We start from the raw sequence: 26556 nt of genomic DNA on the forward strand, positions 1-26556 counted from the left end.
CTGAGCAATGACAATTCTGACCGAAACGAAAGACGGCCCGCTGGTACTGAGCCCGGACCAGGTCGAGGAACTCGGCCGGGCCCTCGACGAGCTGCGTGCCCGGGTCGTCGCCGATCTCGGCGACGCCGATCGCGAATACATCTACTCGATCATCAAGGCGCAGCGCGGTTTCGAGATCGCCGGACGCAGCCTGATGTATCTCGGCTTCCTGCCGCCGTTCTGGCTGGCCGCGGTGGCCGCGCTGAGTGTGTCGAAGATCCTGGACAATATGGAGATCGGCCATAATGTCATGCACGGCCAGTACGACTGGATGCGTGAGCGCGGCCTGAATTCCCGTGAGTTCGAATGGGATACGGTCTGCCCGGCGGATCAGTGGAAGCATTCGCACAACTACATGCACCACACCTTCACCAATATCCACGGCATGGATCGCGATATCGGCTACGGCATCCTGCGCATGGACGAAGCCCAGCAGTGGAATCCGCTGCGACTGGGCCAGCCGCTCTACGCTTTCGCGCTGATGGTGCTGTTCGAGTGGGGTGTGATGGGCCATGACCTGGAGGTGGAGAACATCATCCGGGGCAAGAAGAGCTGGTCGGACATCAAGCGATTGGTGAAGGGCCAGTGGCGCAAGGCCGGTCGGCAGGTGCTCAAGGACTACCTCGTCTTCCCAGCGCTGACCGGTCCGCTGTTCGTCAGCACACTCGCCGGAAACACCGCCGCGAATCTGGTGCGCAATCTCTGGGCCTTCTCCATCATTTTCTGCGGCCACTTCCCCACGGGCGTACAGACGTTCACCGAAGCGGAGACCGCCGAGGAGACCCGTGGTGAATGGTATGTCCGGCAGATGCTCGGCTCGGCCAACATCACCGGCAGCAGGCTCTTCCACATCATGTCCGGCAATTTGTCGCACCAGATCGAGCACCACCTGTTCCCGGATCTGCCCGCGAACCGCTATCCGCAGATCGCGCCGGAGGTTCGGGATCTGTGCGAGAAGTATGGATTGCCCTACAACACCGGTTCGCTCGGTGAGCAAGTCGGATCGGTGTGGCTGAAGATTTTCAAGCTGGCACTGCCGCCGTTCTTGGTCGGGAAGGAGTCCACGCCCGGTGTTATCGTAATGCGACAGCGGAACACAACCGAAGTGGGCGTGTGAATGATCGGGAAATTCGAAAGCAACAAGGATCTAATTCAAGAATTGACTTCCTCTGGTGCGCGACATGTCGGAAATATTGCGAATATCATCACCGGCACCGTCGCGGAGGTCACCCGGGAGATCGGTGAGTGGATCACCGACGCCATCGAGATGAACGAGGCCGCGGACGCCGCGCGTAAGGATGCCGCGGCGCAGGATACGAACGATTTCGTCGATGAGGCCGATGTGTCCTATGACGCGGAGGTCGAGCCGAGCGCGCCGTTCGTCGAGGCGGAAGTGGTCGAGTCGGAGATGGACAAGCCCCGGTGATCACCACACCGGCAGCCTGCGCCGGTGCTCGATCACATCGGTGATCAGGTCCTTGTACCCGTCGGCCAGTTCGGCCAATCGGCTCCACTGCAGTTGGGCGTAATCGTCCAGCTGCAGTGGATGCGGTGGCCCCACGGGTGCCGAAATGCCCAATGCATGTTGTGCCGCAACCCATTTCGCCGCCATTCGATCGATAACGGCACCCAGGGTCTCGGTGTGCAGCGAGGCGCCGGCACGGTGCTCCACATTGCCGGCAACCCAATTGTCGATATGGCCGACCAGTTCGGTTCGGTGTGCGTCGAGGTCATCGACGAGCTGTAGGTACTGTGCTACGCGGCCGCTCGGCGTGTCCGGCGCATGTGCCGCCTGCAGGGCATTGCGCCTGCGTTCATGACATTCGACCAGTGCGCGTCCAGCGGCCAGGACACGGTGCCGGTGTCGATTCGGATCGTGCGGATCGCGAAATGCGCGCAGTAGCGCCGATGGCGATGGCAGCTCGTCGGCTTCGATACGACCCGCTGCGTATTCGGTATGCATGATGCACGCCCCTGCGGTGGCGATGGGTGTGTCTTTGGATGCGCCAGGGCCGAGGAGGATTTCGGGGAGGGGCACCCCTCGGCTCCGGCGCAGCCCCGCACTCGGATCGCCCTCCATACAGTCCACCAACACGGCAAAGAAACCGGGAAATCCGCGACGATGCGATGAGGAAGACGGCCCGAGATAATCGGGACCTTTTCAGGAAAGCGCGATAGTCGAATCGGCGCAATAGAATGGTGTAGAAACAGATGAGCTGCCGGGAAATCGTTATGATCCGTTACGGATCGGTCACATAACCGCCGACTTTCCTACCTTCGTGAAATCGCTGAGCGCATGAGCAGCAACCACTTCCGGCGAGGTGCGAGCGAGACCTCGTTCGATCGACTAGCCTCGGTGTTCGTGCCCGCCTATGTGTCTTCGCCCGAGCTGACGTTCGGGTTCATGTTCGCGCTGGAAGATCCGGAGCGAATCGCCGAGGTGGTGCGCACGCTCATCCTCCGCAAGACGGTGTCGGTGTTCCGACTCGCGCGCCTGTCCGACGACGACGGGCCGCCCGAACGCTATGTCGTGAACTGGGCGGTGATTCCGCAGATCTCGATCACCACCAGCGCCCCGGACCCGGACGAGTTGGAGGCCGGACAGATCATGCTGGTGAACGCCTTCCTCGGTGAGGAGGGGGAGGTCAGTCTGTACTCGGCCCAGGGGCAGGCGCCGGGCTGAGGCCCGGTGGTCGCATTCTTCGCGATTCTGATCATCGGTAACTTTCCGCGCGCACTGTTCGACTTCAAGGTCGGCGTCATGCGCTGGCGTTGGCGGGTCGGCTTCTACGCCTACTGCTCGGCCTGCACCGGTGGTCCATCCGGGGTTGCCTACGCCTCGCCGATGCGTGACGAATATCCGCCGTTCCGACTCGACCAGGACGCCCGCGCACTCGAAAACAACTGAATGTCAACCGAATCCGGAGCCGGACCGCGGGTCGGTCACCAGGCGGATTCATAGATCCGCCGGACCACGTCCTCGATGTCCGGCTCCTCTATCGACAGGTCGCGCACCTCGGCGCGATCGGCGACCGCCGCCAGAACCTGTGCGGCGGTGGTGGATTCGGCATCGAAGGCCAAACGCTGTCGCATGCCCCCGCCCTCGCTGGTCAACAGTTCGGCGCTCGGCAGATCGTCGAGATCGCGGGTCGGTTCGGCCAGGTCGACGACCAGCACCCGCCGCGCGCCAACCCGCACCGCCAGACCGGTCAGTGAACCGTCGTACACCAGAGTGCCGCGGTCGACGACAAGCACCCGATCACAGAGCCGCTCGATATCACCCATATCGTGGGTGGTCAGCAACAGGGTGGTGCCGCGCTCGGTGCGTTCGGCGCGCAGGAATTCGCGTAGTCGCTGTTTCGACAGCACATCGAGGCCGATGGTCGGTTCGTCGAGAATGACCAATTCCGGAGAGTGCAACAGTGCCGCGGCTACCTCCGCCCGCATGCGCTGGCCGAGCGAGAGCTGGCGCACCGGGGTGTCCAGTGTCTCGGCCATCTCCAGTTGTTCGACCAACTCGTAGGTACGTTTTTGCGCGACATCGGATTCCAAGCGGTGGATCGCTGCTAGAATCGAGAACGATTCGCGCAGTGGTAGGTCCCACCACAGCTGGGAGCGCTGCCCGAACACCACACCGATTCGGGCGGCGAGTTCACGACGCCGTCGCACCGGGTCCAGGCCGCAGGTGCGCACGGTGCCCGAGGTGGGGACCAGGATGCCGGTCAGCATTTTGATCGTGGTCGACTTGCCCGCCCCGTTCGCGCCGATATATCCCACCGCCGAACCGCGTTCGATGCGAAATGTCATCCGGTCCACCGCGGTGAGTGTTTCGCGGCTGCGTCGCCAGCGATGCCCGTTCTTGCGGTACAGAATGAATTGTCTTGTCAGGTTCTCGATCTCGATGATCGAGTCCGATAACTCGCTGTCCGCCACGCTTATCCGCCGCCTCCCTGATAGTGCCGAGTGCCTAGTCGCCACAAACCAAACGCAAGCAGCCACACCCACAGCGCGGCCAGCGGTGCGCACCAGGCCAGCCAGGGCGGCAGCAGCGGCGGGCCGGGTAGGTGTAGCAGTGCGATGGTCGGTAGATACGCCGTGAACGCGACCGGAATGGCGAAGCCGAATACCAGCCTCAGCGACGTCGGAAACACCGAAGCCGGTTGCATGGCCGCGAAGGAGCCGCCGTAGGTGAAGCTGTTGGTCAATTCCGCACCGTCGATCAGATAGAACTGCGCGCCGGCGGCGCAGACGAACACTCCGCCGAACAGTGCGATGCCACTGAGCAGGGTGGTCACCAGCAGTACGAGAGTTCGCGGACCCCAGTCGAGATCGTTGCGAACGAGACCGAGTCCGAGCACGATGATCGCCACCGAGGCGCGGGCGAATCGGCGCAGCGAGATGTCGCTGGTGATGAGCTGCAACAGAAGTGGTTGGGGGCGCAGGTGGTAGGCGTCGAGCACGCCGAGCCGGATGAGTGTCGGCAGTGAATCAAGGTGGCCGAACAGGACTTGGGCCAGTGCGAATGCGGAATTGCTCAGGCCGAACAGCAGCAGTGCGCCGTCCAGATCGAGGCCGCCGAGCACCTGGACATTGTGGTAGATGACCCAAACCTCGGCGAATTCGACGATGCCGATCAGGAAGGCGCTGAATACCTCACTGGCGAAGGACAATCGATATGCGCGCTGGGCTCGCATCCGCGACCGCAGCACCGCCGCATACGGGGTGAACCAGGTACCGGCCGGTACGGGCGTATACGGGGGCTCAACCACCCTGCACCTCCAGCCTGCGGCGTCCGGCCATCAATAGTGCCCGGCCCACCGCACCGACCGCGAGTACCCAGAACACTTGTGCGGCAACGACCGTCACGGCGTCCATCCCGATGACCCGACCCGACAGGATGTCGATCGGCGACTGCAGGATCGACGGGAACGGAGTGGCCTGCGCGACGGTGCGCAGCCATGCCGGGAACATGTGGACCGGCACGAACAACCCGGCCAGAAACGTGCCGCAGATCTGGTATAGCACTCGCAGGCCGCGGGTTTCCACTACCCAGAATCCGATCAATCCGACGGCGAAAAGGCATAGAAATGACAACGCGACGGCCAGTACCACGCTGACCAGCCCCAGCACGTAGGGTCCGGGCGTGCCGGGCATGAGGAGCCCGAAAGTAAGCACGCCGACCAGTACGCTCGGCACCCCGCGCGGCAGGATCGTGCAGGACGCGCGGCCGAGATCCATGGCGAGATAACTGAACTGGACATCGACCGGACGCAAGAAGTCGATCGCGATATCGCCGTTCTTGACTCGATCCACCAATTCCAGTGGTGGCCCCATGAATTGAGTCGCACCGAGCAGTCCCTGTGACAGCCAGACGTAGGCGCCGATCGATCCGACGTCGTAACCACCGAAGCCGCCGGAGGCGCGCACCGCCGACATCATCACCGCCGCGCGCACGAATCCGAACACGCAGTTGGTGAACAGGCCCGCGAACATCGCGAGTTTGTATTGGGATTGGCGTCGGAAACCGGCTCGTACGAGGTAGAGGTACAGCCGCGCGGTCCGGAGTGGGTGCGCTACGGCGAGCTGCGAACTGTTGCCCTCCACTCTGCCGCGCACAAAAAGCTAACTCTACGGTGCGTCGGGGGACGCGCGGTAGGTAAGCGCGCGATTTTTGGAAAAGTGCGACAAACCTGCTGCACCAATGTTAGAAACACAGTCACTTCAGATTTGCCTCGTGGGCGCTCGCGCACGACAGGAAGGATCGTCGATGACTGTCGCCGCTAGCGACTGCTCGCAGGTCGCTCGAAACAGCACCGCATTGACCGTTTTCGAGACGCTCGAGTCGAATGTGCGCGGGTACTGCCGGGCCTGGCCGACCGTCTTCGACACCGGCAGCGGGTCCTGGTTGCGTGATGAGAACGGCAAGGACTACCTGGACTTCTTCGCGGGTGCGGGCGCACTCAACTACGGCCACAACAATCCGGTGCTGAAGCGGGCACTGCTGGACTACATCGTCGGCGATGGCATCACACATAGCCTTGACATGTCGACCGTCGCCAAGCGACGGCTGCTGGAGGCCTTGCGGGACACGATCTTCGAGCCGCGCGGCCTCGACTACAAGGTGCAGTTTCCCGGTCCGACCGGCGCAAATGCGGTCGAGGCCGCGCTGAAGTTGGCTCGCAAGGTCACCGGACGTCAGACCGTTCTCAACTTCACCAACGCCTTCCACGGTATGTCGCTCGGCGCCCTATCGGTGACCGGAAATGCCGCCAAACGCGCGGCTGCCGGTGTACCACTGCCGCATACGATGCCCATGCCCTACGACGGGTTCCTCGATGTGGCCGACGATCTGCGCTGGATGCGGCGGGCCCTGGACGATTCGTCCTCGGGGGTGGACAAGCCCGCCGCGGTGATCGTGGAGACGGTGCAGGGCGAGGGCGGGGTGAATGTCGCCCGCTCGCAATGGCTGCGGCAGCTGGCCGAATTGTGCAGGGCGCGCGGAATTCTGCTGATCGTCGACGATGTGCAGATGGGTTGCGGACGGACCGGCGGGTTTTTCTCATTCGAGTTCGCGGGCATCACTCCCGACATCGTGGCGCTGTCGAAATCCATCGGCGGTTACGGGTTGCCCATGGCTCTGGTGCTTTTCAAGCCCGAACTCGATCAGTGGGCGCCCGGTGAGCACAACGGGACCTTTCGCGGCAACAATGCGGCATTCGTCACCGCGCGGGTCGCGCTCGAGCACTATTGGTCAGATAGTGCGCTGGAGATTTCGACGGTGGCCAAAGGGGAGCGCACGGCACGCGCGCTCGCCGACATCGCAGCGGCATTTCCCGGTGTCTCGACGCGCGGTCGCGGGCTGGTGCACGGCATCGTGTTCGAGGAAGCCTCACGCGCGGGCAAGGTGTGCCAACTCGCCTTCGAGCGCGGGCTGCTCGTGGAGACCTCCGGTTCGGTCGACGAGGTGGTAAAGCTGATGCCGCCGTTGACGATCAGCCAGGACGAATTGGATCGCGGATTGACGTTGCTCGCCGGCGCGGTGGAGGCGATCTGCGGATAGTCACCTGCTGCCGATATTGATCACCGGGTGCGCGCTCGGATCCAGCCATCGCATAACGGCGCTGAGGTCGGCAGCCGGGATCGACACGCATCCGGCGGTCGGGCCTCCGGTCTCGACATGGAGGAAGAACGCCGAACCCGCGCCCGCGACGACGGGCTGACGGTTGTAGTCGATCACGACGGCGTGTTCGTACGCCGCTCCCGCCCGGCCGAGGTTCTCGCTCGCGTTTTCATTGAATTCACAAGTGCCAGTGGCACATTGCGCATAGCGGTTGTAATTCGGCGAGCTGCTATCGGAGACCCACCAGTCCTGCGTGCCGACCTGGCGATAAGGCAGCCGGGTCCCGTCGTTCGGCGCGATCCCGAACGCCTCGCTCAGCGTCCACACCCCGGCGGGAGTGTGCGCCGAATCCTCGCTGGCTCGGCCGATGCCGTCGCGCCCGACATAGGCCAGGAGCGGACCGATCTCGGCGCGCCAGCCGCCTGAAATACGTTGCCACGCAGTCAACGTCGCGGTGGTGTCAGCGGCGTGCTCGGTGACCACGGTGACGACTTGGTCGGCGTCGCCGTGGTACGGCAGGGGTAGATCGGACTTCGATGTGCTGGTGCACGCGGCGATGCCGGCCAGCAGAACCACGAGCAGCACTATGCGTTTCGACAATTGCAACCTCCCGACGGGCCTCGACCCTAATGCAGATTCCGCCCTTGCCATGGCAGGCGGGTTCGAGTGTCCCCGCGCGGGTACGCGATGAGCATTGCCGCGACAAATAGGAGGTCGAACGATGACGGAAGGCAAGGTCGGGAGTCTGCGCACAGTCGTGTTGGATTGTCCGGATCCGCCCAAGCTCGCCGAATTCTACGCCCGCCTGCTCGGCGCCGAACCGACCTACACCTCGGATGACACGTGGGTTGTCATCGAAGAACCCGGCGGCAGGCGCTTGGCCTTCCAATACGCGCCGCAGTATCGACCACCGCGCTTTCCGGATCCGGAAGCATCCCAGCAGATACATTTCGACGTGCTGGTGGACGATATCGCGGAGGCCGAGCCGAAGGCGCTCGCGCTCGGCGCGCGGTTGGTGCAGGCCAATGACGACGAGCAGTTCCGTGTCTATGCCGATCCAGTCGGACACACCTTCTGCCTCATCTGGCTGCATCGGCGCTCCTGAGCGCTGGACCTGCGGGTTTGTCCGTTTGTCCACGCGGCGCGTGGGTATGACGCAGGTGACTGCCGCCACCGGCAGTCGCTGAAATCAAGTCGCACGAAGCGGGCGCCCGTCCGGACGCCTGGTTCGGGAGAGGCAGTCACCATGGCCGCGCATCACGCGCAAACCTCCGCGCATTGGACGCCGCTGCGCATCGCGGCGGCGGCGGTCGGTGCGGTGTTCCTGGTGGTCGGCGTGCTCGGCTTCATTCCGGGCGTCACCACGAATTACGACAGCATGGAATGGGCCGGACACAGCTCCGACGCCCAACTTCTCGGGCTGTTCAACGTCTCGATCCTGCACAACATCGTCCACCTGGTATTCGGCGTAGCCGGCCTGCTGGCATCGCGCACAGTGCTCGCATCCCGGGCGTTCCTGCTCGGCGGCGGTCTTATCTACTTGGTGCTGTGGTTGTACGGGCTGGTCATCGACCAGCACAGCGATGCGAACTTCGTCCCGGTGAACACCGCCGACAACTGGCTGCACTTCGCCCTCGGCGTCGGCATGGTCGCCGTCGGGGCGGCGCTCGGTTGGTCGGGCAGCCGACGAGGCATAACCGGGCATCCGCGTCCGTCGATTCAATAGCTACGAGTCGATGAATCCCGCTTGGATGCGGCCCAGCGGGGTTTGTCCATATTCCGGTTCCGCCGATGCATCAACCGGCGAGTCGGGGGAATGCCCCGGGTAGGAGTCGCGGTCTGGAGCGGACCGTGGCTTCGTCGTAGGAGGTGATGAAGGTGTCGGAGCCGCCGATGTGGCCGGTGCGGAGCTGGCGGATGCAGCCCTGGAATCCCAGTCCGCTGATGCGGGTCTCTGATCGGGTGGAGGGGTTCGTCCGCATTCTGGCCGTCCTGATGCTGCTGATCGCCGTGCCGACCGCGGCGGCGGCCGGTACCGCGGCCTATAGCTCGGCATCCGCACGAATCCACACTGAGAATGCGACGAAAGTCGTTGTGACAGGGACCATTATCGGCACCCCCGCCCGGGTCACCGCACCCATAGCGGACCGCAACGCAACGGTCCGCGACCACTTCGAGGCGCAGGTGTCCTGGATCCACGACGGCAAGTCCGGCACCGCGACCGTCGGCGTCCCCGATGCCGCCGAACCCGGCCAGCCCGCTTCTGTCTGGCTGGGCCCGGACGGCAAACCGACCGCCCCTCCCGAACAATCCAGTGCCGCCGCCGTGCACGGCATCGGTGTGGGTGTCGCCGTTCTACTCGAAATCGGTTGCGGTGTAGCAGCGGTCGTCTGGGCCACCACATGGGCGCTGAACCACCGCCGACACATCCGTTTGGACCGGGAGTGGCGTCAATTCAGCCACCCCACCGGTCAGGGCAGCCAATGATGTACTCGGAGCTCCGGCAGCGAATTGCGACCCGAACGGCCCCGGGTTCCGCGCCGGGGCCGTTGTGATCACTTGCTCAGCGTCTTGCCGCCATTCGGAGCCACCGCGAACCACGTTCCGCCGACACCCTGGCCGAGCAGATCACCCGGCTTGATGTCTTTCGAGAAGTAGTACACAGGCCAACCGCCGATGGTGATTTGGCATGTGCCGTCGGCACGTTCGATGAATCCGACGAGTTGGGGATCGACGCCCGCGGCATAGAGCACTTGATCGCGGGTCACGGTCAGCGGCGGCCAGGTCACGGCGCACTGCCCGGCGCAGTTGGATACCGACGGTGCCGCCGTATCTTTGTCGAACCGGTACAGCGATCGGCCCGATCCGTCCGAAACATACTGTCCGACAGCAGGATTGCTGGTCACTTTGAGCTGCACCGCATTAGTGGTCCCGGTCGCAGCCGTGCCGTCGTAGATCTTCAGCCAGCCTTGCGTTTTCGCCACCGCGGGCGCCTGTGCCGCGGCGGGTACCGCTGCCGCGGCGGTCGACGTCCGCGCCACCGCCTCGGCACCCTTCTCGCCGCCACAGGCGCTGAGCAGGCCGGCGAGCATGACAGCGGCAGCCGCGACCGGCACGGTGACACGCTGAAAACGTTTGGCTGAACTCATCTTTGGAACCCTTCGTCGTTCTTCGACAAGGTGCACAACGCATCTCGTCCCCGTACCACGAGCGACCGCAAGCATTTGGTTCACCCGATCCGCCACAGTCGTGGTGTTCGCTAGCTCACAGTGGATTCGGGCGTGGTGCCGATCAGCTGGCCCAGTTGCGCCGATGAGCCGTCCGGATCCGGCTCTGCTCACAGCGTATCGATGAGCGCCGACACCTCGCGGGCGCAACCGTGGGCGATAGTTATGCCGGAGCCACCGTGGCCGTAGTTGTGGATCACGGGCACCGATGACGCGTCGGCCTGGGCGATCTCCAGGCGGACTTCGGCGCGCCCCGGGCGCAGTCCGACAAGTGTTTCGATGACCTCGGCACCCATCAGCTGCGGTACGAGATCTCGGCATCGACGCAGGATCGACTGTGTCAGTCGCGGATCGGGGGTGCGATCCCATGCTCCGGTCTCCAGTGAGCCACCGAGGATGCAGTCGTGGGTGCGGGGATGGACATAGGCGCGCCCGAGGGGATGCGCTTCGTCACGCACCGAGACCGAGATGCCCGGATTGGTGATGCGCACGATCTGGCCGCGGATCGGGTAGACCTCGGCGTCGTCGGCCAGCGGGCCGGCACGCAGACCCGCACAGTTCACGATCACATCGGGCGCCAGATCGTCGAGCTCGTCCAGACTCCGGATCGTCCGCCGAACCCAGTACGCGCCCGCCTGGCGAACCTGAGCAGCCAACCACGGCAGGAAGATCGGCATCTCGAGCAGCGGAACGGCGAATCGGAACCCGAATCGGTAGGTCGGCGGTAGTTCGTCCGGTCGCGCCAGCCGGAACGCTTGGACGGCCTCGGACCAGGACGGCGTCGCTGGTTCGTCGCGATATACGGCGAGCGACTCGCACATGCGCGCACCAGGTGTACCGGCGTGCGCGAGTCGTTCCAGATGGGTGAACGTTTCGACGCTCCAAGCAGCCACCCGATCGATCGGCCCGGCTGCGGTGGGAAACCATACCGCGGCGGCGAGAAACGATGTCGTCGAGTCGATGGGCTCCGCGCTTACTAACACGACATGGTGCCCGCCGCGCAGCAGCTCGAATGCCGTTGACAGGCCGACGATCCCGGATCCGACTATCACCGCTCGCACGCCGATTATTTTAACACCATTGAGTGTGCCGTTATTTGACGATACATTAATCAGCGATACGATTCGGGAGCGCGGGAGGCACTGTGACTGACGTATTGCACGACGAGGACGTCGGGTATCAGAAGAGTCTCCGCCCACGTCAGCTACAGATGATCGCGATCGGCGGTGCCATCGGGACCGGGTTGTTCCTCGGTGCGGGCGGTCGGTTGGCCAGCGCCGGTCCCGGGCTGGTGCTGGTGTACGCCGTGTGCGGGGTGTTCGTCTTCTTCGTGCTCCGCGCGCTGGGCGAGTTGGTATTGCACCGTCCGTCGTCGGGATCGTTCGTCTCCTACGCTCGCGAGTTCTACGGCGAGAAACTGGCGTATGCCGTCGGCTGGATGTATTTCTTCCACTGGTGCATGAGCGGCATCGTGGATATCACCGCCATCGCCACCTACGTCCACTACTGGTCGGCGTTCGGCGCGATTCCGCAGTGGGTCATCGCGCTGATCGCGCTGGCCGTGGTGGTGGCCATCAATCTGGTGTCGGTGCGCTGGTTCGGTGAGCTGGAATTCTGGGCCGCACTGATCAAAGTTGTTGCGCTGGTAAGCTTTTTGGTGATCGGTACGGTCTTCCTCGTCGGACGCTTCCGGATAGCGGGCGAGAGTACCGGGCCCGGTGTCCTGCGCGATCACGGCGGGCTGTTCCCGACCGGGCTGCTTCCGCTGGTCGTCGTCACGACCGGTGTCGTATTCGCCTACTCCGCAGTCGAATTGGTGGGCACCGCCGCCGGTGAGGCCGAAAATCCCGAGAAGATCATGCCGCGCGCCATCAACTCGGTAATCGCACGCATCGCCGTGTTCTATGTCGGTTCGCTGGTGCTGCTCAGTCTGCTGCTGCCCTACACAGCCTTCCGTGGCGGGCAGAGCCCATTCGTCACGTTCTTCGCCAAAATCGGTGTGGATGGTGCGGATTCCGTCATGAACCTGGTCGTGCTGACGGCGGCATTCTCCAGCCTCAATGCGGGCCTGTACTCGACCGGCCGAATCCTGCGCTCCATGGCTATGAACGGCAGTGCCCCCGCCCGCGCAGCCAAGCTGTCAGCGAATGGCGTTCCCTACGTTGGGGTTCTGGCCACCGGCGCGATCGCCCTGACCGGCGTCGGACTCAACGCGGTAGTCCCCGAGCAGGCATACGAGATAGTTCTGAACATGTCGGCCCTCGGCGTCATAACCGCCTGGGCGGCAATCGTCCTGTGCCAATTGCAACTCTGGCGTTGGTGGCGCGACGGCCGCGCAACCCGCCCCACTTTCCGCCTGATCGGCACCCCCTACACCAGCATTGCCACCCTGGTCTTCCTCGCCGGTGTAGTAGCTCTGATGGCGAGCAGTGGAAGCACCGAACAGCGCAGCGCAATCGTCGCCGTCCCGTTGATCATGGTCCCAGTGCTGGTCGGTGGCTGGTTCCTCAGACGACGAACCACCGAGGCCGTCCAGCCTGCGGCGGACTCCGAATCGTCTCATTAGCACGCTACGGCTATCGAGCTATTCGATCATGGTGGAGGGTCCAGCCGAGAGCGCTCGAATTGGCATTACGGAATATCCTGGGCCGCAGCGTACCTCGGCTATTGACGCAGCGTGGGTTGGTAGGACGGATCGGCGGCGTCGCGGGTGCCGGTCGGGTAGCCCTGGCTGGTGAAGAATGCCGATTGCATTACCTGGGCGTCGGCGGTGCACATGACTTCGGAGTCAACGAGACGGCGGTCGCGCGGTACAGATCCGCAGCCGCGAGTGCGGTCACGCCTCCGGTGTCGATCGGCACTGCGGCCGCCGGAATCGCCGTGACCAGTGCGGTCCTTGCGACACGCTCACCGAAGCTGTTCGATCACTTTTGCTAGAGCGGTCATATCCGTCTCGGAGACCGAGTAATGGGTGATCGAGTATGCGTCGCGGTAATGCCGCAGGGTGTCGGCGATGTGGTGTGCGGATCCGTGCAGTACGCCGGGCAGATAACGCAACTGGGCATCGGACAGGTCCGGATTGAACCTGCGGGGCAGCCACAGATCGGTCTCGGCGTGGCCCTGCACGTCCACTGCCTGCAACATCAGGCCCAACTCGAGGTGCGGAAAGCGTTCTCCGGCCGCGGCCCGGACGAACTCGACGCGCTGGGCGAGCGCGACGGTTCCGGCTTTCTCGGAATCGATGTCGGCGCTGACGGGCACCCCGGCCAGCGACACCGTGTCGGCGTGTTCGGCGGCAACCCTCACCAGACGGTCCCCGAGCCCGGCCACCAGCAGCGGAATCCGGCGGTGGACGGGTGGTTGGTGACCGTTCCCGAACAGTGTCCGGATTTCGCCGATGGTGTCACGCAGGTAGTCGATACGCTGCCGCCCGCTCGGGAACGGCAGCCCGGCCGCTTCGAACTCGGGTTTCGCGAAATCCGGTCCGGCACCGAGTCCGAACTCGAAGCGCCCATCGGTGAGCTGATCCACGCTGGCGACGTCACGAGCCAGCAGAGCAGGCCGGTAGAAGCCCGCATTCAATACCATCGTGCCGACGTGCACACGGTTCGTCGCCTCCGCCATGGTGACCACCGTGGGGAAAGGTGAAGTCATACCCAGATGGTCGGGAACCTGGATCACGTCGTAGCCCAGGTCTTCGGCTTGCCGTGCCTTGTCCCGCCACTCGGCGCGCGAGCCCGCGGCGGAGAAACCGACGGCGAACCGAAAAGGACGCTGTGTCATCTCATTTCGAGTCATCTCATTTCGAGTTTCTTCCACACCTCGCACGTTAGTCGATCATGCGGCATCTCGACCGGCGATGTCGGTCGGCCTGGCTGGCGGCGAGGTCACTTGCCGCCTGGTGAGGTTGTCGGCTTCGTCTGGCGTCCAGATGGCCGCGGGCTCCGAATCGTCTCGTAGAAACGCTGATCGGGTCTCGGCGAGTCGTTGAAGAAGTCTGATTTTCTCGTTTAAAGGGTGGTCTGGGGTGGTACCTATCCGACGGCAGGCCGTGAACTCTGCTTACTTCGGGCTACTCGGATGGGAAATCGGTCACAGATGTGACAACTGAATCGGTGAGTTCCTGGGCGGGCCTCGGGACGAGCCCTCGAACCTGGATCCGCGTACGGTCGACAGAGGGTGAGACGACGTGCGCGGTACCCGTCTGCCCGCGTAAACGCGAACGGACGGGCTGCGTGGCGCCCCCGGCAGGAATCGAACCTGCGACCTAGGGATTAGAAGGCCCTTGCTCTATCCAACTGAGCTACGGAGGCAGTGGGTTCCACCATGGCCGACATTGGCCGTGCTGTCCAGCGCGCCAAGTATAGCGACCGTCCAGATGGCTAGCTTCTTAGCGTCAGCAACATTTCAGCACTTGGGTGTGCGGGCCAAGCGAGTCGCGGGATGATCGACATCGCACCTCCGATCCGTTAGCCACCATATCGGCCCAAACCCCGCCGGGCCACGCATTAAGGGCCGACTACGCTCAGTGCCATGTCGTCACCGCGGGACCCGTCCGTCGCACCCGAGCTCACAGCGGGTAAGCCGGGCTACGGGGCGACCTTCGCGATATTGACCGTGCTGGCCGGTGCGATCGCGGCGGTGGTCGCCGCGATGATCGTCGGGCTCTCGGCGGCGCAGGCGCTGAGTCTGCTCGGCATTCCGGATCCGGGATCATTGACAACCTATGGCCTGCCCGCGGTGCGCGCACTCGCCGATCTGTCCGCCGCGCTGACCGTCGGCTCACTGCTGCTCGCCGCATTCCTGGTGCCGCCGCAGGCCAATGGGCTGCTCGATGTCGGCGGATATCGGGCGATGCGACGCGCTTCGAACTTCGCGTTGGCCTGGGCGTGCTGTGCGGCACTGCTCATACCGCTGACGGTGTCCGACACCACCGGGCAGCCGGTGCGGCAGATCTGGCGGCCGGAGCAGTTGTGGCACGCGATCGACCAAGTGGAGCTGGCCCAGGCGTGGCGCACGACGGTGGTGTTCGCGCTGATCGTCGCGGTGGGTTGCCGACTCGCGCTGCGTTGGGGATGGGCCCCGGTGTTGTTCGGCGGCGCGATCGTGACCATGATGCCGCTGGCACTGACCGGACATTCCTCCGCGGGTGGCGCGCACGACCTGGCCACGAACAGCCTGATCCTGCATCTGGTTTCGGCCGCGGTATGGGTCGGTGGATTGTTCGCGGTGCTCGCGCATGCGATGCGCGACGGCGAGCACACAGATACCGCGGCCAGGCGGTTCTCACTCACCGCCACGATCGCCTTCGTCGTGATCGGCGTCAGCGGTGTGATCAATTCCTGGGTGCGGGTGCCGTGGAGCGATCTGTTCACCACCAACTACGGCCGACTCGTGATCGCCAAGGCCTGCGCGCTCGCCGTGCTCGGCCTCTTCGGGTATCTGCAGCGCCGCGCCAGCCTGCCCGCACTCGCCGCGAATCCGCGTGACCGCGCCGCACTGATTCGATTCGGCGGGCTGGAGGTGCTGATCTTCGCGGCGACCATGGGTCTGGCCGTCGGGTTGGGGCGCACGCCGCCACCGCCGCCGACCAGCGTGCCGACACCCGCCGAGGTGGAACTCGGTTACAACCTCGACGGCCCGCCGACCGCCTCGCGCATTCTTTTCGACTGGCGCTTCGACTTGATCTTCGGCACGCTGGCCATCGTGCTTGCCGTGCTGTACCTGCTGGGGGTGCGGCGGTTGCGCGCGCGGGGCGATGCCTGGCCGATAGGGCGCACCATCGCCTGGCTCTCGGCCTGCGCAATCCTGCTTTTCGCCACCTCGTCCGGGGTCGGACGGTATTCGCCCGCGGTCTTCAGCGTGCACATGGGACAACACATGGCGTTATCTATGCTCGCGCCGATTCTGTTCGCGCTCGGCGGTGCCGTCACCCTCGCGCTGCGGGCGTTGCCAGCGGCCGGGCGCGGCGGCGTGCCCGGGCCGCGTGAGTGGATTCTGGCCGCGGTGCACAATCCGGTCTCGCGATTTCTGACCCATCCGATCGTCGCGTCGGTGATCTTCGTCGGCGGGTTCTATGCCCTGTACATGGGCGGTATCTACGACTCGTTCGTCGATTCCCATGCGGCGCATCTGCTGATGAATCTGCATTTCCTGCTCAGCGGCTATCTGTTCTACTGGGTTGTCATCGGCATCGACCCCAAACCGCGCCAGGTGCAGCCGCTGACCAAGCTGGGCATGGTGTTCGGTTCCCTGCCCTTCCACGCCTTCTTCGGTATAGCGCTGATGAGCATGACCACCGTGATGGGCGGATGGTTCTTCCGCAGTCTTGCCCTCGGCTGGAATAACGACCTGCTCGGTGATCAGCGCACCGGCGGTAGCCTGGCGTGGGCCAGTGGTGAGGTGCCGTTGGTCGTGGTGATGTTGGCGCTGCTCATCCAGTGGTCACGCAGCGACGCGAAACTCGCGAAGCGGACCGACCGGGCCGCCGACCGCGACCACGACGCCGAGCTGGCCGCGCACAATGCCATGTTCGCCGAACTGGCCAAACGTGATCGAGGAATACGTCATTGAGCTCCCATCGAGGTGCAAGCGTGAGTGAGCGGGGTACCGCGGTGGTGGAGAACAGGCACGCCCGACGGGTATATCGGTCCGATGTGCGGGCGGCCCGCAGACGGCTGGCCGGCCAGGTGCGCAAGACGCCGGTCTTCCATACCTCGATCATCGGCCCGAACGGGCCGGTTCCGGTCACGCTGAAACTCGAGTACCTGCAGCACGGCGGGACATTCAAGGTGCGCGGCAGTTTCAACGCACTGTTGGAGTCCTCGGCTCAGGTCGACCACGTGGTGATCGCCTCAGGTGGGAATGCCGGGATCGCGGCCGCGCTCGCCTCGGCTCGTCTCAGTAAGACGTGCACGGTGGTGGTTCCCGAGTCGGCGCCGCATACCAAGGTGGCCGCGATGTGGTCCTACGGTGCCGAAGTGCTCTGGCACGGAACGACTTACGGCGAGGCCTACAGGTACGCGACCGAGCTGGCCGAAGAGCGGGGCGCGCTGCAGCTGCATGCCTACGACCTGCCTGCCGTGGTTGCCGGTGCGGGTGTTGTCGGGCTGGAGCTGGAAGAGCAGGTGCGCGGGCGGCCGCCGGTGCTGGTCGCGGTCGGTGGCGGCGGGTTGGTCGCCGGTATCGCGGCGGCGTTGGGGCGGCGACAGCAGGTGGTCGGGATCGAACCGGAGGGCATTCCGACGCTGAACGCCGCGCTGCTCGCGGACCGGCCGGTAGATGTGAATGTGCGCAGCATCGCGGCGGATTCTTTGGGCGCCAATCGAATCGGGGATATCGCGCTGGATATCGCGCGACGCTATGAAGTCCGATCGCTGCTGGTGACCGATGACGCCATCTCGACCGCGCGCGAATATCTGTGGCGCGAGTTCCGGGTTGTGGTGGAACTTGCGGGGGCGACGGCATTGGCCGCCGTGCAGAGCGGTGCTTATGTGCCTGCCGAAGGGGAGCGCCCGGTGATCGTGCTGTGTGGGGCCAATACCGATCTGGCGGTCTTCTGACTCGGGTGTGTGAAGCGGCGACTGTCCACATGTCGCGAAGTTGTCCACATTCGGGAATCGGGGCGGCCGGAGGGGTTCGAAACCGTCAGGCTGAAAGGGCCTCTCAGTGAGGGGTGAGAGCCTGACGGATCGAAATATAAAGGGGCGCAACGATGTATGAATCGATGGTTACCGTGATCGGGACCGTGGTCACCCACCCGGTCAAGCGTGATCTGACCAACGGCGAGCAGGTCGTGACCTTTCGGATGGCGAGCAATTCGCGGCGGTTCAATCCGGAGACGAGTGAATGGGTCGACAGCGGGACTCTTTACCTCACCGTCAGCTGCTGGCGTCGTCTTGTGGTCGGTGTCGATGCCTCGTTGCGGCGCGGCGATCCGGTCATCGCCTACGGCCAGCTGCGCACCCACGAGTACCGAGCCAAGGACGGCGTGGAACGGCGTGATATCGAGATGCGCGCCACCTCGATCGGACCGGACCTGTCCCGCTGCACCGCGCAGGTGGTCCGGCGCGCGGTTTCGAGCGCGGCGTCCGGACCCAGTACCCTGGCACGGAATAGTTGTGACCGATCCAGCGCTGATGACCGTGCACGCGTCGATGGGGAGGGACCGGGGGAGGACGCGACGTCCCTGACTTCCGCACCGCCCCGGCTCGCGGATACCGAGCCCGTCGACGCTTGACCGCACGGCCGGATACCCCGGCGACAGTGGTGGCTCTGCTGCATTCCATCGATACCCACACCGATAGGCTTTCCTTTATGGCTGAGTTCATCTACCAAATGAAGAAGGTTCGCAAGGCGCACGGCGACAAGGTCGTGCTCGACGATGTCACCTTGAACTTCCTTCCCGGCGCGAAGATCGGCGTCGTCGGCCCCAATGGCGCGGGTAAGTCCAGCGTGCTGAAGATCATGGCCGGACTGGACCAGCCGAACAACGGAGATGCCTTCATCGCGCCGGGCGCCACGGTGGGCATCCTGCAGCAGGAACCGCCGCTGAACGAGGAGAAGACGGTTCGCGGCAATGTCGAGGAGGGCCTCGGCGAGGTCAAGGTGAAGCTGGATCGCTTCAACGAGATCGCCGAACTCATGGCCACCGACTACTCCGACGAGCTCATGGACGAAATGGGCAAACTGCAGGAGTACCTCGATCACGCCGATGCCTGGGATGTCGACTCCCAGCTCGAGCAGGCCATGGACGCACTGCGCTGCCCGCCGCCGGACGAGCCGGTCACCAACCTCTCCGGGGGTGAGCGCCGCCGCGTCGCACTGTGCAAGCTGCTGCTCAGCAAGCCCGACCTGCTGCTGCTCGACGAACCGACCAACCACCTCGATGCCGAGAGCGTGCTGTGGCTCGAGCAGCACCTGGCCTCCTACCAGGGCGCCGTCCTCGCCGTCACGCATGACCGGTACTTCCTCGACAATGTCGCCGAGTGGATCCTCGAACTCGACCGCGGTCGCGCCTACCCGTATGAGGGCAACTACTCCACCTACCTGGAGAAGAAGGCCCAGCGTCTCGAGGTCCAGGGCAAGAAGGACCAGAAGCTGCAGAAGCGGCTCAAGGAGGAGTTGGCCTGGGTGCGTTCCGGCGCCAAGGCCCGCCAGGCCAAGAACAAGGCTCGTCTCGGTCGGTACGAGGAGATGGCGGCCGAGGCCGAGAAGCACAGGAAGTTGGACTTCGAGGAGATCCAGATCCCGGCGGGTCCGCGCCTGGGCAGTGTGGTTGTCGAGGTCGCGCATCTGGACAAAGGCTTCGGCGATCGTCAGCTGATCAAGGATCTGTCGTTCACCTTGCCGCGCAACGGCATTGTCGGTGTCATCGGTCCGAACGGTGTCGGTAAGACCACGCTGTTCAAGACGATCGTCGGGCTCGAGTCGCCCGACAGCGGCGAGGTAAAGGTCGGCGAGACGGTCAAGCTGAGCTATGTCGACCAGAACCGCGCAGGCATCGACCCGAAGAAGAATGTCTGGCAGGTCGTTTCCGAAGGGCTGGACTTCATCGAGGTCGGCAACCAGGAGATGCCCTCGCGCGCCTACGTCAGCGCGTTCGGGTTCAAGGGTCCGGATCAGCAGAAGCCGGCCGGGGTGCTCTCCGGTGGTGAGCGCAACCGCCTGAACCTCGCGCTCACCCTCAAGCAGGGCGGCAACCTGATCCTGCTCGACGAGCCGACCAATGACCTCGACGTGGAAACGCTGGGTTCACTGGAGAACGCGCTCGAGCAGTTCCCGGGCTGTGCCGTGGTCATCTCCCACGACCGCTGGTTCCTCGACCGCACCTGCACCCACATCCTGGCGTGGGAGGGTGACAACGACAACGAGGCAAAATGGTTCTGGTTCGAGGGTAACTTCGAGGCCTATGAGGCCAACAAGATCGAGCGCCTCGGTCTGGAGGCGGCCCGCCCGCACCGGGTGACGCACCGCAAGCTCACCCGCGACTGAGTTTGGTGTCCGGCGGGGCGGTTGCGGTGTGCACTGCCCTGTCGGACGAGCCGGGTGCGGCTCAATCGAGCCGCCACACCATGTTTCGGCCAGGCTGAAGCGGCATGCGCGTTCCGGTTCGCACGCTGTCGCGTAGGTAGCAGGCGCAGGCCGAGCAATCCAGGAATCCCTATTGCCGAAGACCCTTCGGTGCCCAGTCGCCGCGGCGGGTTGCGGACCGGCACGGAGGCGATCACATTTGTGCATGACGACCTCGAAGGGGCGTTCTGCCGAAGGATTTGCGGCGAACACGCACCGCGCAGTGTCTTCATCGAAGGAAATACGGTCGACACACGCCGTTCCAAAGATCTGACTATGGTGGGGACCGTGCATGCGCAGGCGCAGTCCGGGCATTGGGTCGCTACCACCGCGATCGCGTCTACCTGACGTCGCCGGTCCGATCGGAAGCTGTGCCGAGACCATCGACCTCGGCTATCAAGCGGCGAACGCTGCGGTATCGGTGAACACCCTGCATTTAGAAGGGATTTCACCCACGCGTCAGCATGGCACAGCTACTCTCGGACCGGCGTCACTTTGTTGCGGAACCGAATCCGAGGAGTTGGCGAAAAAAATGACGGTCTCGTCCGAATTGTCCGATGGAGGACGGCAGCCGGCGCAGCCGGCGGGGCGGGTGAACACAGCGGCGTGGGCCGCGAGTTTGCCGCAGTCGCTGCGCGGCGAGCTCGCAACCCTCGAGGAGGCGTATTTCCGCCACGTCGATGCGGGCGATGTGGACTGTGCGATCACCGGGATCACTCAGATCTTCCGGCGGCATATGGAACTCGCGATGACCCGCCCCGTCGGGCGGGCGCTGGTGCGGGTCTACCACCCCGACGACGGCTCCGGCCTCGGCGCCGCGGTGCAGCTGGTCACCGACGATATGTCGCTACTGGTGGAGTCGATCACCTCGTCGCTGAGCCGGATGGGCGTCAGCGTGAGCGAGGTGATCCACCCGATCTTCGAGGTGACGCGCGATCCGGACGGACGGCTGACCAGCGCCGCACCGCACGAGGTCGACAGCAACGGGACCGACGGCCTGCGCGAATCATGGATGCACCTGCAACTGCACCCGTCGACCAGTCCGGCCCTGCTGGACCGGATCGAGCAGTCGATGCCGGATGTGGTCGCGGATGTGCGTCAGGTCATCGGCGATACCGAGGCCATCAAACAGGTGCAGAGCAACCTGGCCGACGAGCTGGAGGTGGCGGCGAAATCCGGCCATGCGCCGTTCTCCGATATCGATCTGGTCGATACCGCGAACCTGTTGCGCTGGTTGGCCAGTGGCAATTTCACCGTGCTCGGCTATGCCCGCTACCAGCTCAGCGCCGACCAGGGACAGACGATCTCGAACCCGCTGCCCGGCACCTGCCTCGGCGTGCTGCGCCCCGATGTCGGCACCGACTTCCGGGTGCCGATCAACGCGGGTGACCGCCAGCTGCTCATGCTCACCCAGGGCCTGGTGCCTGCCACCGTGCACCGCTCGGTGTACCCGTATTTCGTCGGCGTCGCCGACTTCGACGAGTCCGGCACGATTGTCGGCGAGCACCTGTTCATCGGTGTTTTCACCGTGACCGCCGTACACGAGAACGTCCTGGATATTCCGGTGATCGAGCGCCGGGTGCGTTCGGTGATCGAGGAGAGCGGCTTCGACCTGGATTCGTTCTCCGGGCAGGCCATGCTCGAGGTCATCCAGTCGTTCCCGCGCACCGAACTGTTCTCCTCCGATGTCGAGACCATGCGTCGCACCGCGACCGCGGTGCTGAATGTCGGTCTGCGCCGACAGGTTCGGCTGTTCCTGCGCTCGGACGGCTACGGACGGTTCGTCGCGTGCCTGGTCTATCTGCCTCGGGATCGCTACACCACGCGGGTGCGGTTGGAGATGCAGGAAATCCTGGTGCGCGAACTGGGCGGTGTCTCCATCGACTACTCCGCGCGGGTCAGCGAAAGCGAGCTGGCCAGTGTGTATTTCACGGTGCGCATGCCGGAGTCCGATCTCGGGTTGCCGCGCGAATCGATGGCCCAGGCCGACACCTCCGAGGCTAATCGGCTGCGCATCCAGAACCTGCTCGCCGAGGCGACGAATACCTGGGACGACCGCCTCAACGATGCGGTGAGTACCTCGACCGTGGTGGATCCCGGCGTCGTGCAGCGCTACGCCGAGTCCTTCCCGGAGGCGTACAAACAGGATTTCGCCGCCGAGCGCGCACTGGGCGACGTGGTCCGGCTGGAGGGCCTTGCCGCGGGCTCCATCGACCAATACTTGTATCGTCGCGCGGATTCGGTGCCGGGTTCGTGGCGGTTCACCCTCTACATCGGCGGTAGCGGCATCTCGCTGAGCCAGGTGCTGCCGGTGCTGCAGAGTCTCGGTGTCGAGGTGGTCGACGAGCGGCCATATCAGATTCTGTTGGATCCGGTGCCCGGCGATGACGGCGGGGAACGCTGGATCTACGACTTCGGCCTGCTGGCTCGCCCGGAACTGCTGCGTAGTTCGCTGGACCGGGATCTGGACGCCGAACTGCTGGAGTCATCGGCCAGAGCCGATGCGCTGGAATCGGAGGAGCGTGGTCTGCACGACCGGTTCACCGAGGCCTTCGAGGCGGTCTGGTTCGGGCGTGCCGAGGCCGACGGGCTCAATGAACTCGTGCTGCGCGCCCGGCTGACGTGGCGGGCGGTATCGATCCTGCGGATGTACGCGAAGTACCTGCAGCAGGCCGACTTCCCCTACAGCCAGGCGAATATCACCAGGGTGCTGCTCGCCTACCCGGATATCGCGCGGCTGTTCGTCGATCTGTTCGCGGCGCGGTTCGATCCGGATACCGAATCGGCTGAGCACGCCGCCGAATTGGAGACCCGGGTCCGCGGACGCGTCGACGAGGTCGTCAGCTTGGACGCCGACCGGATCCTGCGGGCGATCCTGTCGCTGGTCAAGGCGACGCTGCGGACGAACTACTACGTGACCGACGCCCAGGGCAATTCGCGCGGGTACATCTCGGTGAAGGTGGAACCGCGCGAAATCGCCGAATTGCCCAAGCCGAGGCCGCAATTCGAGATCTTCGTGTACTCGCCGCGGGTCGAGGGCGTCCATCTGCGCTTCGGTCCGGTGGCCCGTGGCGGGTTGCGCTGGTCGGACCGGTTGGAGGATTTCCGCACCGAGATCCTCGGCTTGGTGAAGGCACAGGCGGTGAAGAATGCGGTGATCGTGCCGGTCGGCGCCAAGGGCGGATTCGTGGTGAAGCAGCCGCCCGCGGCCACCGGTGATCCGACCGCGGATCGGCAGGCACTCGGCGCTGAGGGCGTCGAATGCTATCGGACCTTCATCTCCGGGCTGCTCGATGTCACCGACAATGTCGACCGCGCGACCGGTGCGGTACTGCCGCCCGAGCGGGTGATCCGTCGCGATAGCGACGACACCTACCTGGTGGTCGCCGCCGATAAGGGCACTGCGACCTTCTCTGATATCGCCAACGGTGTGGCGCAGCGCTACGGGTTCTGGCTCGGTGACGCATTCGCCTCCGGTGGTTCGGCGGGTTACGACCACAAGGCGATGGGCATCACCGCCAAGGGCGCGTGGGAGAGCGTGAAACGCCACTTCCAGGAGATGGATATCGACACGCAGACCACCGATTTCACCGTGGTCGGCGTCGGCGACATGAGCGGCGACGTCTTCGGCAACGGCATGCTGCTGTCCGAGCACATCCGCTTGGTCGCCGCCTTCGACCACCGGCACATCTTCCTGGATCCTGATCCCGATGCGGCCACCTCGTACCGGGAGCGGCAGCGGATGTTCGCATTGCCGCGCTCGTCCTGGGCCGATTACGACACCTCGCTGATCAGCACCGGCGGTGGCGTCTGGGATCGCACCGTCAAGTCGGTGCCGATCAGCCCGCAGGCGCGAAAGGCGTTGGGGTTGGCCGACGATGTGGTCGCGCTGTCACCGCCGGAACTGGTGCGTGCGATCCTGCTCGCGCCTGCGCAACTGCTGTGGAACGGCGGCATCGGCACCTACATCAAGGCGAGTACCGAGACCAATGCCGAGGTCGGCGACAAGTCCAATGACGCGGTGCGCGTCAATGGAAATCAGTTGCGGGTCAAGGTGATCGGCGAAGGCGGCAATCTGGGTGCGACCGCGCTCGGCCGAATCGAGTTCTGCCGCGATGGCGGCAAGATGAACACCGACGCACTGGACAACTCGGCCGGTGTCGACTGCTCCGACCACGAGGTCAATATCAAGGTGCTGCTCGACGGTGTGGTCAGTGCGGGTGTATTGCCCGAGGCCGAACGCAATCCGCTGCTCGCCTCGATGACCGATGAGGTCGCCCAGATGGTGTTGCAGGACAACGTCTCCCAGAACTTCCTGATGGGTATTTCCCGGGCCGAGGCGCCCAGGATGCTGCATGTGCACCAGCGGCTCATCGAGGATCTGGAGGCCCGTCGCGGGGTGGATCGTGAGCTGGAAGCGCTGCCATCGGAGGTGGAGATCAAGCGCAGGCTCGAAGAGGGCACGGGGCTCGCCTCGCCAGAATTGTCCAATCTCATGGCGCACGTGAAGCTTTCGCTCAAGGCCGATCTGCTCGAAACCGATCTCCCGGATATCGCCTACTTCGCCACCCGGCTGCCGGAGTACTTCCCGACACCGCTGCGCGAGCGCTTCGGCACCGCCATCAAGCGGCACCGCCTGCGTCGCGAGATCACCACCACCATGGTGGTGAACGAGATGATCGACTACGGCGGCATTTCCTACGCCCATCGGCTGAACGAGGAGATCGGCGCCAGCTCGACCGACGCCGTGCGCGCATTCGCGGCGGCCAGCGAGATCTTCGATCTGCACGATATGTGGGAGCGGATCCGGGCCACCGACGCCGCGGTGTCGGTGCGCGACGAACTCGAACTGGAGACCAAGCGGACGCTGGACCGCGCCTCGCGCTGGTTGCTGAGCAACCGCCCGCAGCCGATCGCGGTCGGCGCGGAGATCAATCGGTACAGCCGGGGCGTGCGGGAGCTGGCGCCGAAGGTGCCCGGCTGGCTGCGCGGACATCACGTCTCCACGCTGACCGATCAGTCCGCCGAAGTGATCGCCCGCGGCGCGCCGACCGACCTCGCCACCGAGGTCTTCGGGCTGCTGAATCTGTTCCCGCTGCTCGATGTGTTGGATATCGCAGATATCACCGATCGCAGCGGTGAGGAGGTCGGTTCGCTGTACTACGCGCTCAACGATCACCTCAAGATCGATTGGCTGTTGCAGGCGGTCAGCCACCTGGAACGCGGCGATCGCTGGCATTCGCTGGCCCGGCTCGCACTGCGCGACGATATGTACGGATCGCTGCGCTCGCTGACCCTCGACGTGCTCTCCGGGGGCGACCCGGAGGAGACAGCGGACGAGAAGATTGCATACTGGGAGTCGAAAAACCAGTCCCGGCTCGGGCGCGCTCGGGCCGCGCTGTCGGAGTTGTTCGAGTCCGGAACCCACGATCTCGCCACGCTGTCGGTTGCAGCGCGGCAAGTGCGAAGCATGGTGAGCGGGGTGGGCGCCCAATCGGAGGTACCGCGTTGACCAGTTCGATGAACGGTAATGGGAGGGCGCTTGGTGGCAGCCTGCTGCTGCCCAAGCGCTTCCACGCCAAGGTAGACGTCAGGTGGTCGGACATGGACGTGTTCCAGCACGTCAACCATGCCCGCATGGTGACGCTGCTGGAGGAGGCACGGATTCCATGGCTGTTCGAGGATGGACGCCCGACCGCGCCGTTGCGGTCTGGCTGTGTGCTGGCGGACCTTCGGGTCCGCTACCGCGGCCAACTGCGTCACGAGGACACCCCGCTCGACATCGCCATGTGGATCGAGCAGCTGCGTGCGGTCGACTTCACCATCGGTTACGAGGTCCGGGCCAATGGCGCGGCCCCGGACTCGCCGCCCGCGGTGATCGCCTCGACCCAGATCGCGGCCTTCGATATGCGCTCGCAGCGCCTGCGTCGGCTCACCGATAGCGAACGGGATTACCTCGCCGAGTGGAAAGAGTGAGCGACTGCCCGGATAGTTCGGGTGGTGGACTCGGATCGCTGGGCGGTAATGGCTGGCGTCGGCCGTCGAGCAGCGGTCGTCCGCGTCGGCTCGTATGGTGATGGCTGCAGCCGGTTGAGTAGC

The 26556-nt window shown here is 64.6% G+C and carries 22 protein-coding genes, 1 tRNA gene and 1 pseudogene; 15 read left to right on the top strand and 9 right to left on the bottom strand.

Translation table 11 applies throughout. The features are described from left to right. The first annotated feature begins 7 nt into the window (after positions 1-7). Both ACIBI6_RS09330 and ACIBI6_RS09335 read left to right on the top strand, forming a co-directional pair. Positions 8-1156 (top strand): fatty acid desaturase family protein, encoded by a 1149-nt coding sequence (locus ACIBI6_RS09330; protein WP_396955740.1) that lies wholly within the window; start codon positions 8-10, stop codon positions 1154-1156. 42 nt (positions 1157-1198) lie between these two features. Then, the gene (locus ACIBI6_RS09335) at positions 1199-1465 is read left to right on the top strand and encodes a hypothetical protein (protein WP_364338844.1); all 267 of its coding nucleotides are present in this window, start codon (positions 1199-1201) and stop codon (positions 1463-1465) included. Here the strand turns inward: ACIBI6_RS09335 and ACIBI6_RS09340 are convergent, their stop codons facing one another. Beyond that, positions 1466-2002: a DUF4254 domain-containing protein gene (locus tag ACIBI6_RS09340; RefSeq protein WP_364338846.1), complete on the bottom strand. Its 537-nt coding sequence runs from the start codon at positions 2000-2002 to the stop codon at positions 1466-1468. It abuts the gene before it with no gap. Between the two features lie 333 nt (positions 2003-2335). On the opposite strand from ACIBI6_RS09340, the gene ACIBI6_RS09345 reads away from it, so the two are divergent. Next, on the top strand, positions 2336-2722 hold the full coding sequence (locus ACIBI6_RS09345; RefSeq protein ID WP_364338848.1) for a hypothetical protein: 387 nt from the start codon (positions 2336-2338) through the stop codon (positions 2720-2722). A gap of 6 nt (positions 2723-2728) precedes the next feature. Next, positions 2729-2926, top strand: a pseudogene (locus ACIBI6_RS09350) (hypothetical protein); the annotation flags it as partial. Positions 2927-2982: 56 nt separating this feature from the next. Here the strand turns inward: ACIBI6_RS09350 and ACIBI6_RS09355 are convergent. The 3 genes from ACIBI6_RS09355 to ACIBI6_RS09365 form a co-directional block, all read right to left on the bottom strand. Then, positions 2983-3846, bottom strand: a complete 864-nt coding sequence (locus ACIBI6_RS09355; RefSeq protein ID WP_396955986.1) for an ATP-binding cassette domain-containing protein — start codon at positions 3844-3846, stop codon at positions 2983-2985. Positions 3847-3974: 128 nt separating this feature from the next. Beyond that, positions 3975-4808 carry an ABC-2 family transporter protein gene (locus ACIBI6_RS09360; protein WP_364338853.1) on the bottom strand — a complete coding sequence of 278 codons (834 nt, stop codon included), beginning with the start codon at positions 4806-4808 and terminating at the stop codon, positions 3975-3977. After that, positions 4801-5655, bottom strand: a complete 855-nt coding sequence (locus ACIBI6_RS09365; protein ID WP_364338855.1) for an ABC-2 family transporter protein — start codon at positions 5653-5655, stop codon at positions 4801-4803. The genes ACIBI6_RS09360 and ACIBI6_RS09365 overlap by 8 nt, the downstream gene beginning before the upstream one ends. Before the next feature lie 151 nt (positions 5656-5806). Between ACIBI6_RS09365 and ectB the strand changes: the two genes are divergently transcribed. Then, the gene (gene ectB, locus ACIBI6_RS09370; RefSeq protein WP_396955741.1) at positions 5807-7099 is read left to right on the top strand and encodes a diaminobutyrate--2-oxoglutarate transaminase; all 1293 of its coding nucleotides are present in this window, start codon (positions 5807-5809) and stop codon (positions 7097-7099) included. On the opposite strand, the gene ACIBI6_RS09375 is transcribed toward ectB, so the two are convergent. Continuing rightward, entirely contained in the window at positions 7100-7759 is a 660-nt protein-coding gene (locus tag ACIBI6_RS09375) for a L,D-transpeptidase (RefSeq protein WP_396955742.1), read from the bottom strand. Positions 7760-7880: 121 nt separating this feature from the next. Between ACIBI6_RS09375 and ACIBI6_RS09380 the strand changes: the two genes are divergently transcribed. The 3 genes from ACIBI6_RS09380 (at position 7881) to ACIBI6_RS09390 (ending at position 9646) form a co-directional block, all read left to right on the top strand. Further along, the gene (locus ACIBI6_RS09380; RefSeq protein ID WP_364338862.1) at positions 7881-8264 is read left to right on the top strand and encodes a VOC family protein; all 384 of its coding nucleotides are present in this window, start codon (positions 7881-7883) and stop codon (positions 8262-8264) included. 141 nt (positions 8265-8405) lie between these two features. Next, positions 8406-8885 carry a DUF4383 domain-containing protein gene (locus ACIBI6_RS09385; protein WP_364338864.1) on the top strand — a complete coding sequence of 160 codons (480 nt, stop codon included), beginning with the start codon at positions 8406-8408 and terminating at the stop codon, positions 8883-8885. A gap of 152 nt (positions 8886-9037) precedes the next feature. Further along, a complete protein-coding gene (locus ACIBI6_RS09390) occupies positions 9038-9646 on the top strand; it encodes a hypothetical protein (RefSeq protein WP_364338865.1) in 609 nt (202 codons plus the stop codon). A gap of 68 nt (positions 9647-9714) precedes the next feature. Here the strand turns inward: ACIBI6_RS09390 and ACIBI6_RS09395 are convergent, their stop codons facing one another. After that, the gene (locus tag ACIBI6_RS09395) at positions 9715-10308 is read right to left on the bottom strand and encodes a hypothetical protein (protein ID WP_364338866.1); all 594 of its coding nucleotides are present in this window, start codon (positions 10306-10308) and stop codon (positions 9715-9717) included. A gap of 188 nt (positions 10309-10496) precedes the next feature. After that, entirely contained in the window at positions 10497-11447 is a 951-nt protein-coding gene (locus tag ACIBI6_RS09400; RefSeq protein ID WP_396955743.1) for an FAD-dependent oxidoreductase, read from the bottom strand. Between the two features lie 83 nt (positions 11448-11530). Between ACIBI6_RS09400 and ACIBI6_RS09405 the strand changes: the two genes are divergently transcribed. Next, positions 11531-12952, top strand: coding sequence for an amino acid permease (locus ACIBI6_RS09405; RefSeq protein WP_396955744.1), 1422 nt, complete (start codon positions 11531-11533; stop codon positions 12950-12952). 341 nt (positions 12953-13293) lie between these two features. Here ACIBI6_RS09405 and ACIBI6_RS09410 read toward each other — a convergent pair whose 3' ends face one another. Next, entirely contained in the window at positions 13294-14205 is a 912-nt protein-coding gene (locus tag ACIBI6_RS09410; RefSeq protein ID WP_396955745.1) for a TIGR03621 family F420-dependent LLM class oxidoreductase, read from the bottom strand. A gap of 417 nt (positions 14206-14622) precedes the next feature. After that, positions 14623-14699, bottom strand: a tRNA-Arg gene (locus tag ACIBI6_RS09415). A gap of 220 nt (positions 14700-14919) precedes the next feature. Between ACIBI6_RS09415 and ACIBI6_RS09420 the strand changes: the two genes are divergently transcribed. The 6 genes from ACIBI6_RS09420 (at position 14920) to ACIBI6_RS09445 (ending at position 26433) form a co-directional block, all read left to right on the top strand. Next, positions 14920-16959, top strand: a complete 2040-nt coding sequence (locus ACIBI6_RS09420) for a cytochrome c oxidase assembly protein (protein ID WP_396955746.1) — start codon at positions 14920-14922, stop codon at positions 16957-16959. A 20-nt stretch (positions 16960-16979) separates the two neighbouring features. Then, positions 16980-17948: a threonine/serine dehydratase gene (locus ACIBI6_RS09425; RefSeq protein WP_364338876.1), complete on the top strand. Its 969-nt coding sequence runs from the start codon at positions 16980-16982 to the stop codon at positions 17946-17948. A gap of 152 nt (positions 17949-18100) precedes the next feature. Next, entirely contained in the window at positions 18101-18625 is a 525-nt protein-coding gene (locus tag ACIBI6_RS09430) for a single-stranded DNA-binding protein (RefSeq protein WP_364338878.1), read from the top strand. A 77-nt stretch (positions 18626-18702) separates the two neighbouring features. Then, positions 18703-20379 carry an energy-dependent translational throttle protein EttA gene (gene ettA, locus ACIBI6_RS09435; protein ID WP_364338880.1) on the top strand — a complete coding sequence of 559 codons (1677 nt, stop codon included), beginning with the start codon at positions 18703-18705 and terminating at the stop codon, positions 20377-20379. A 610-nt stretch (positions 20380-20989) separates the two neighbouring features. Continuing rightward, positions 20990-25969 (top strand): NAD-glutamate dehydrogenase, encoded by a 4980-nt coding sequence (locus ACIBI6_RS09440; RefSeq protein ID WP_364338882.1) that lies wholly within the window; start codon positions 20990-20992, stop codon positions 25967-25969. Between the two features lie 8 nt (positions 25970-25977). Further along, entirely contained in the window at positions 25978-26433 is a 456-nt protein-coding gene (locus ACIBI6_RS09445; RefSeq protein ID WP_364339752.1) for a thioesterase family protein, read from the top strand. Positions 26434-26556 lie beyond the last annotated feature (123 nt).

Origin of the sequence: Nocardia sp. NPDC050412 (genome assembly GCF_044458825.1) — a bacterium.
In the GTDB taxonomy this organism is placed as follows: Bacteria; Actinomycetota; Actinomycetes; order Mycobacteriales; family Mycobacteriaceae; genus Nocardia.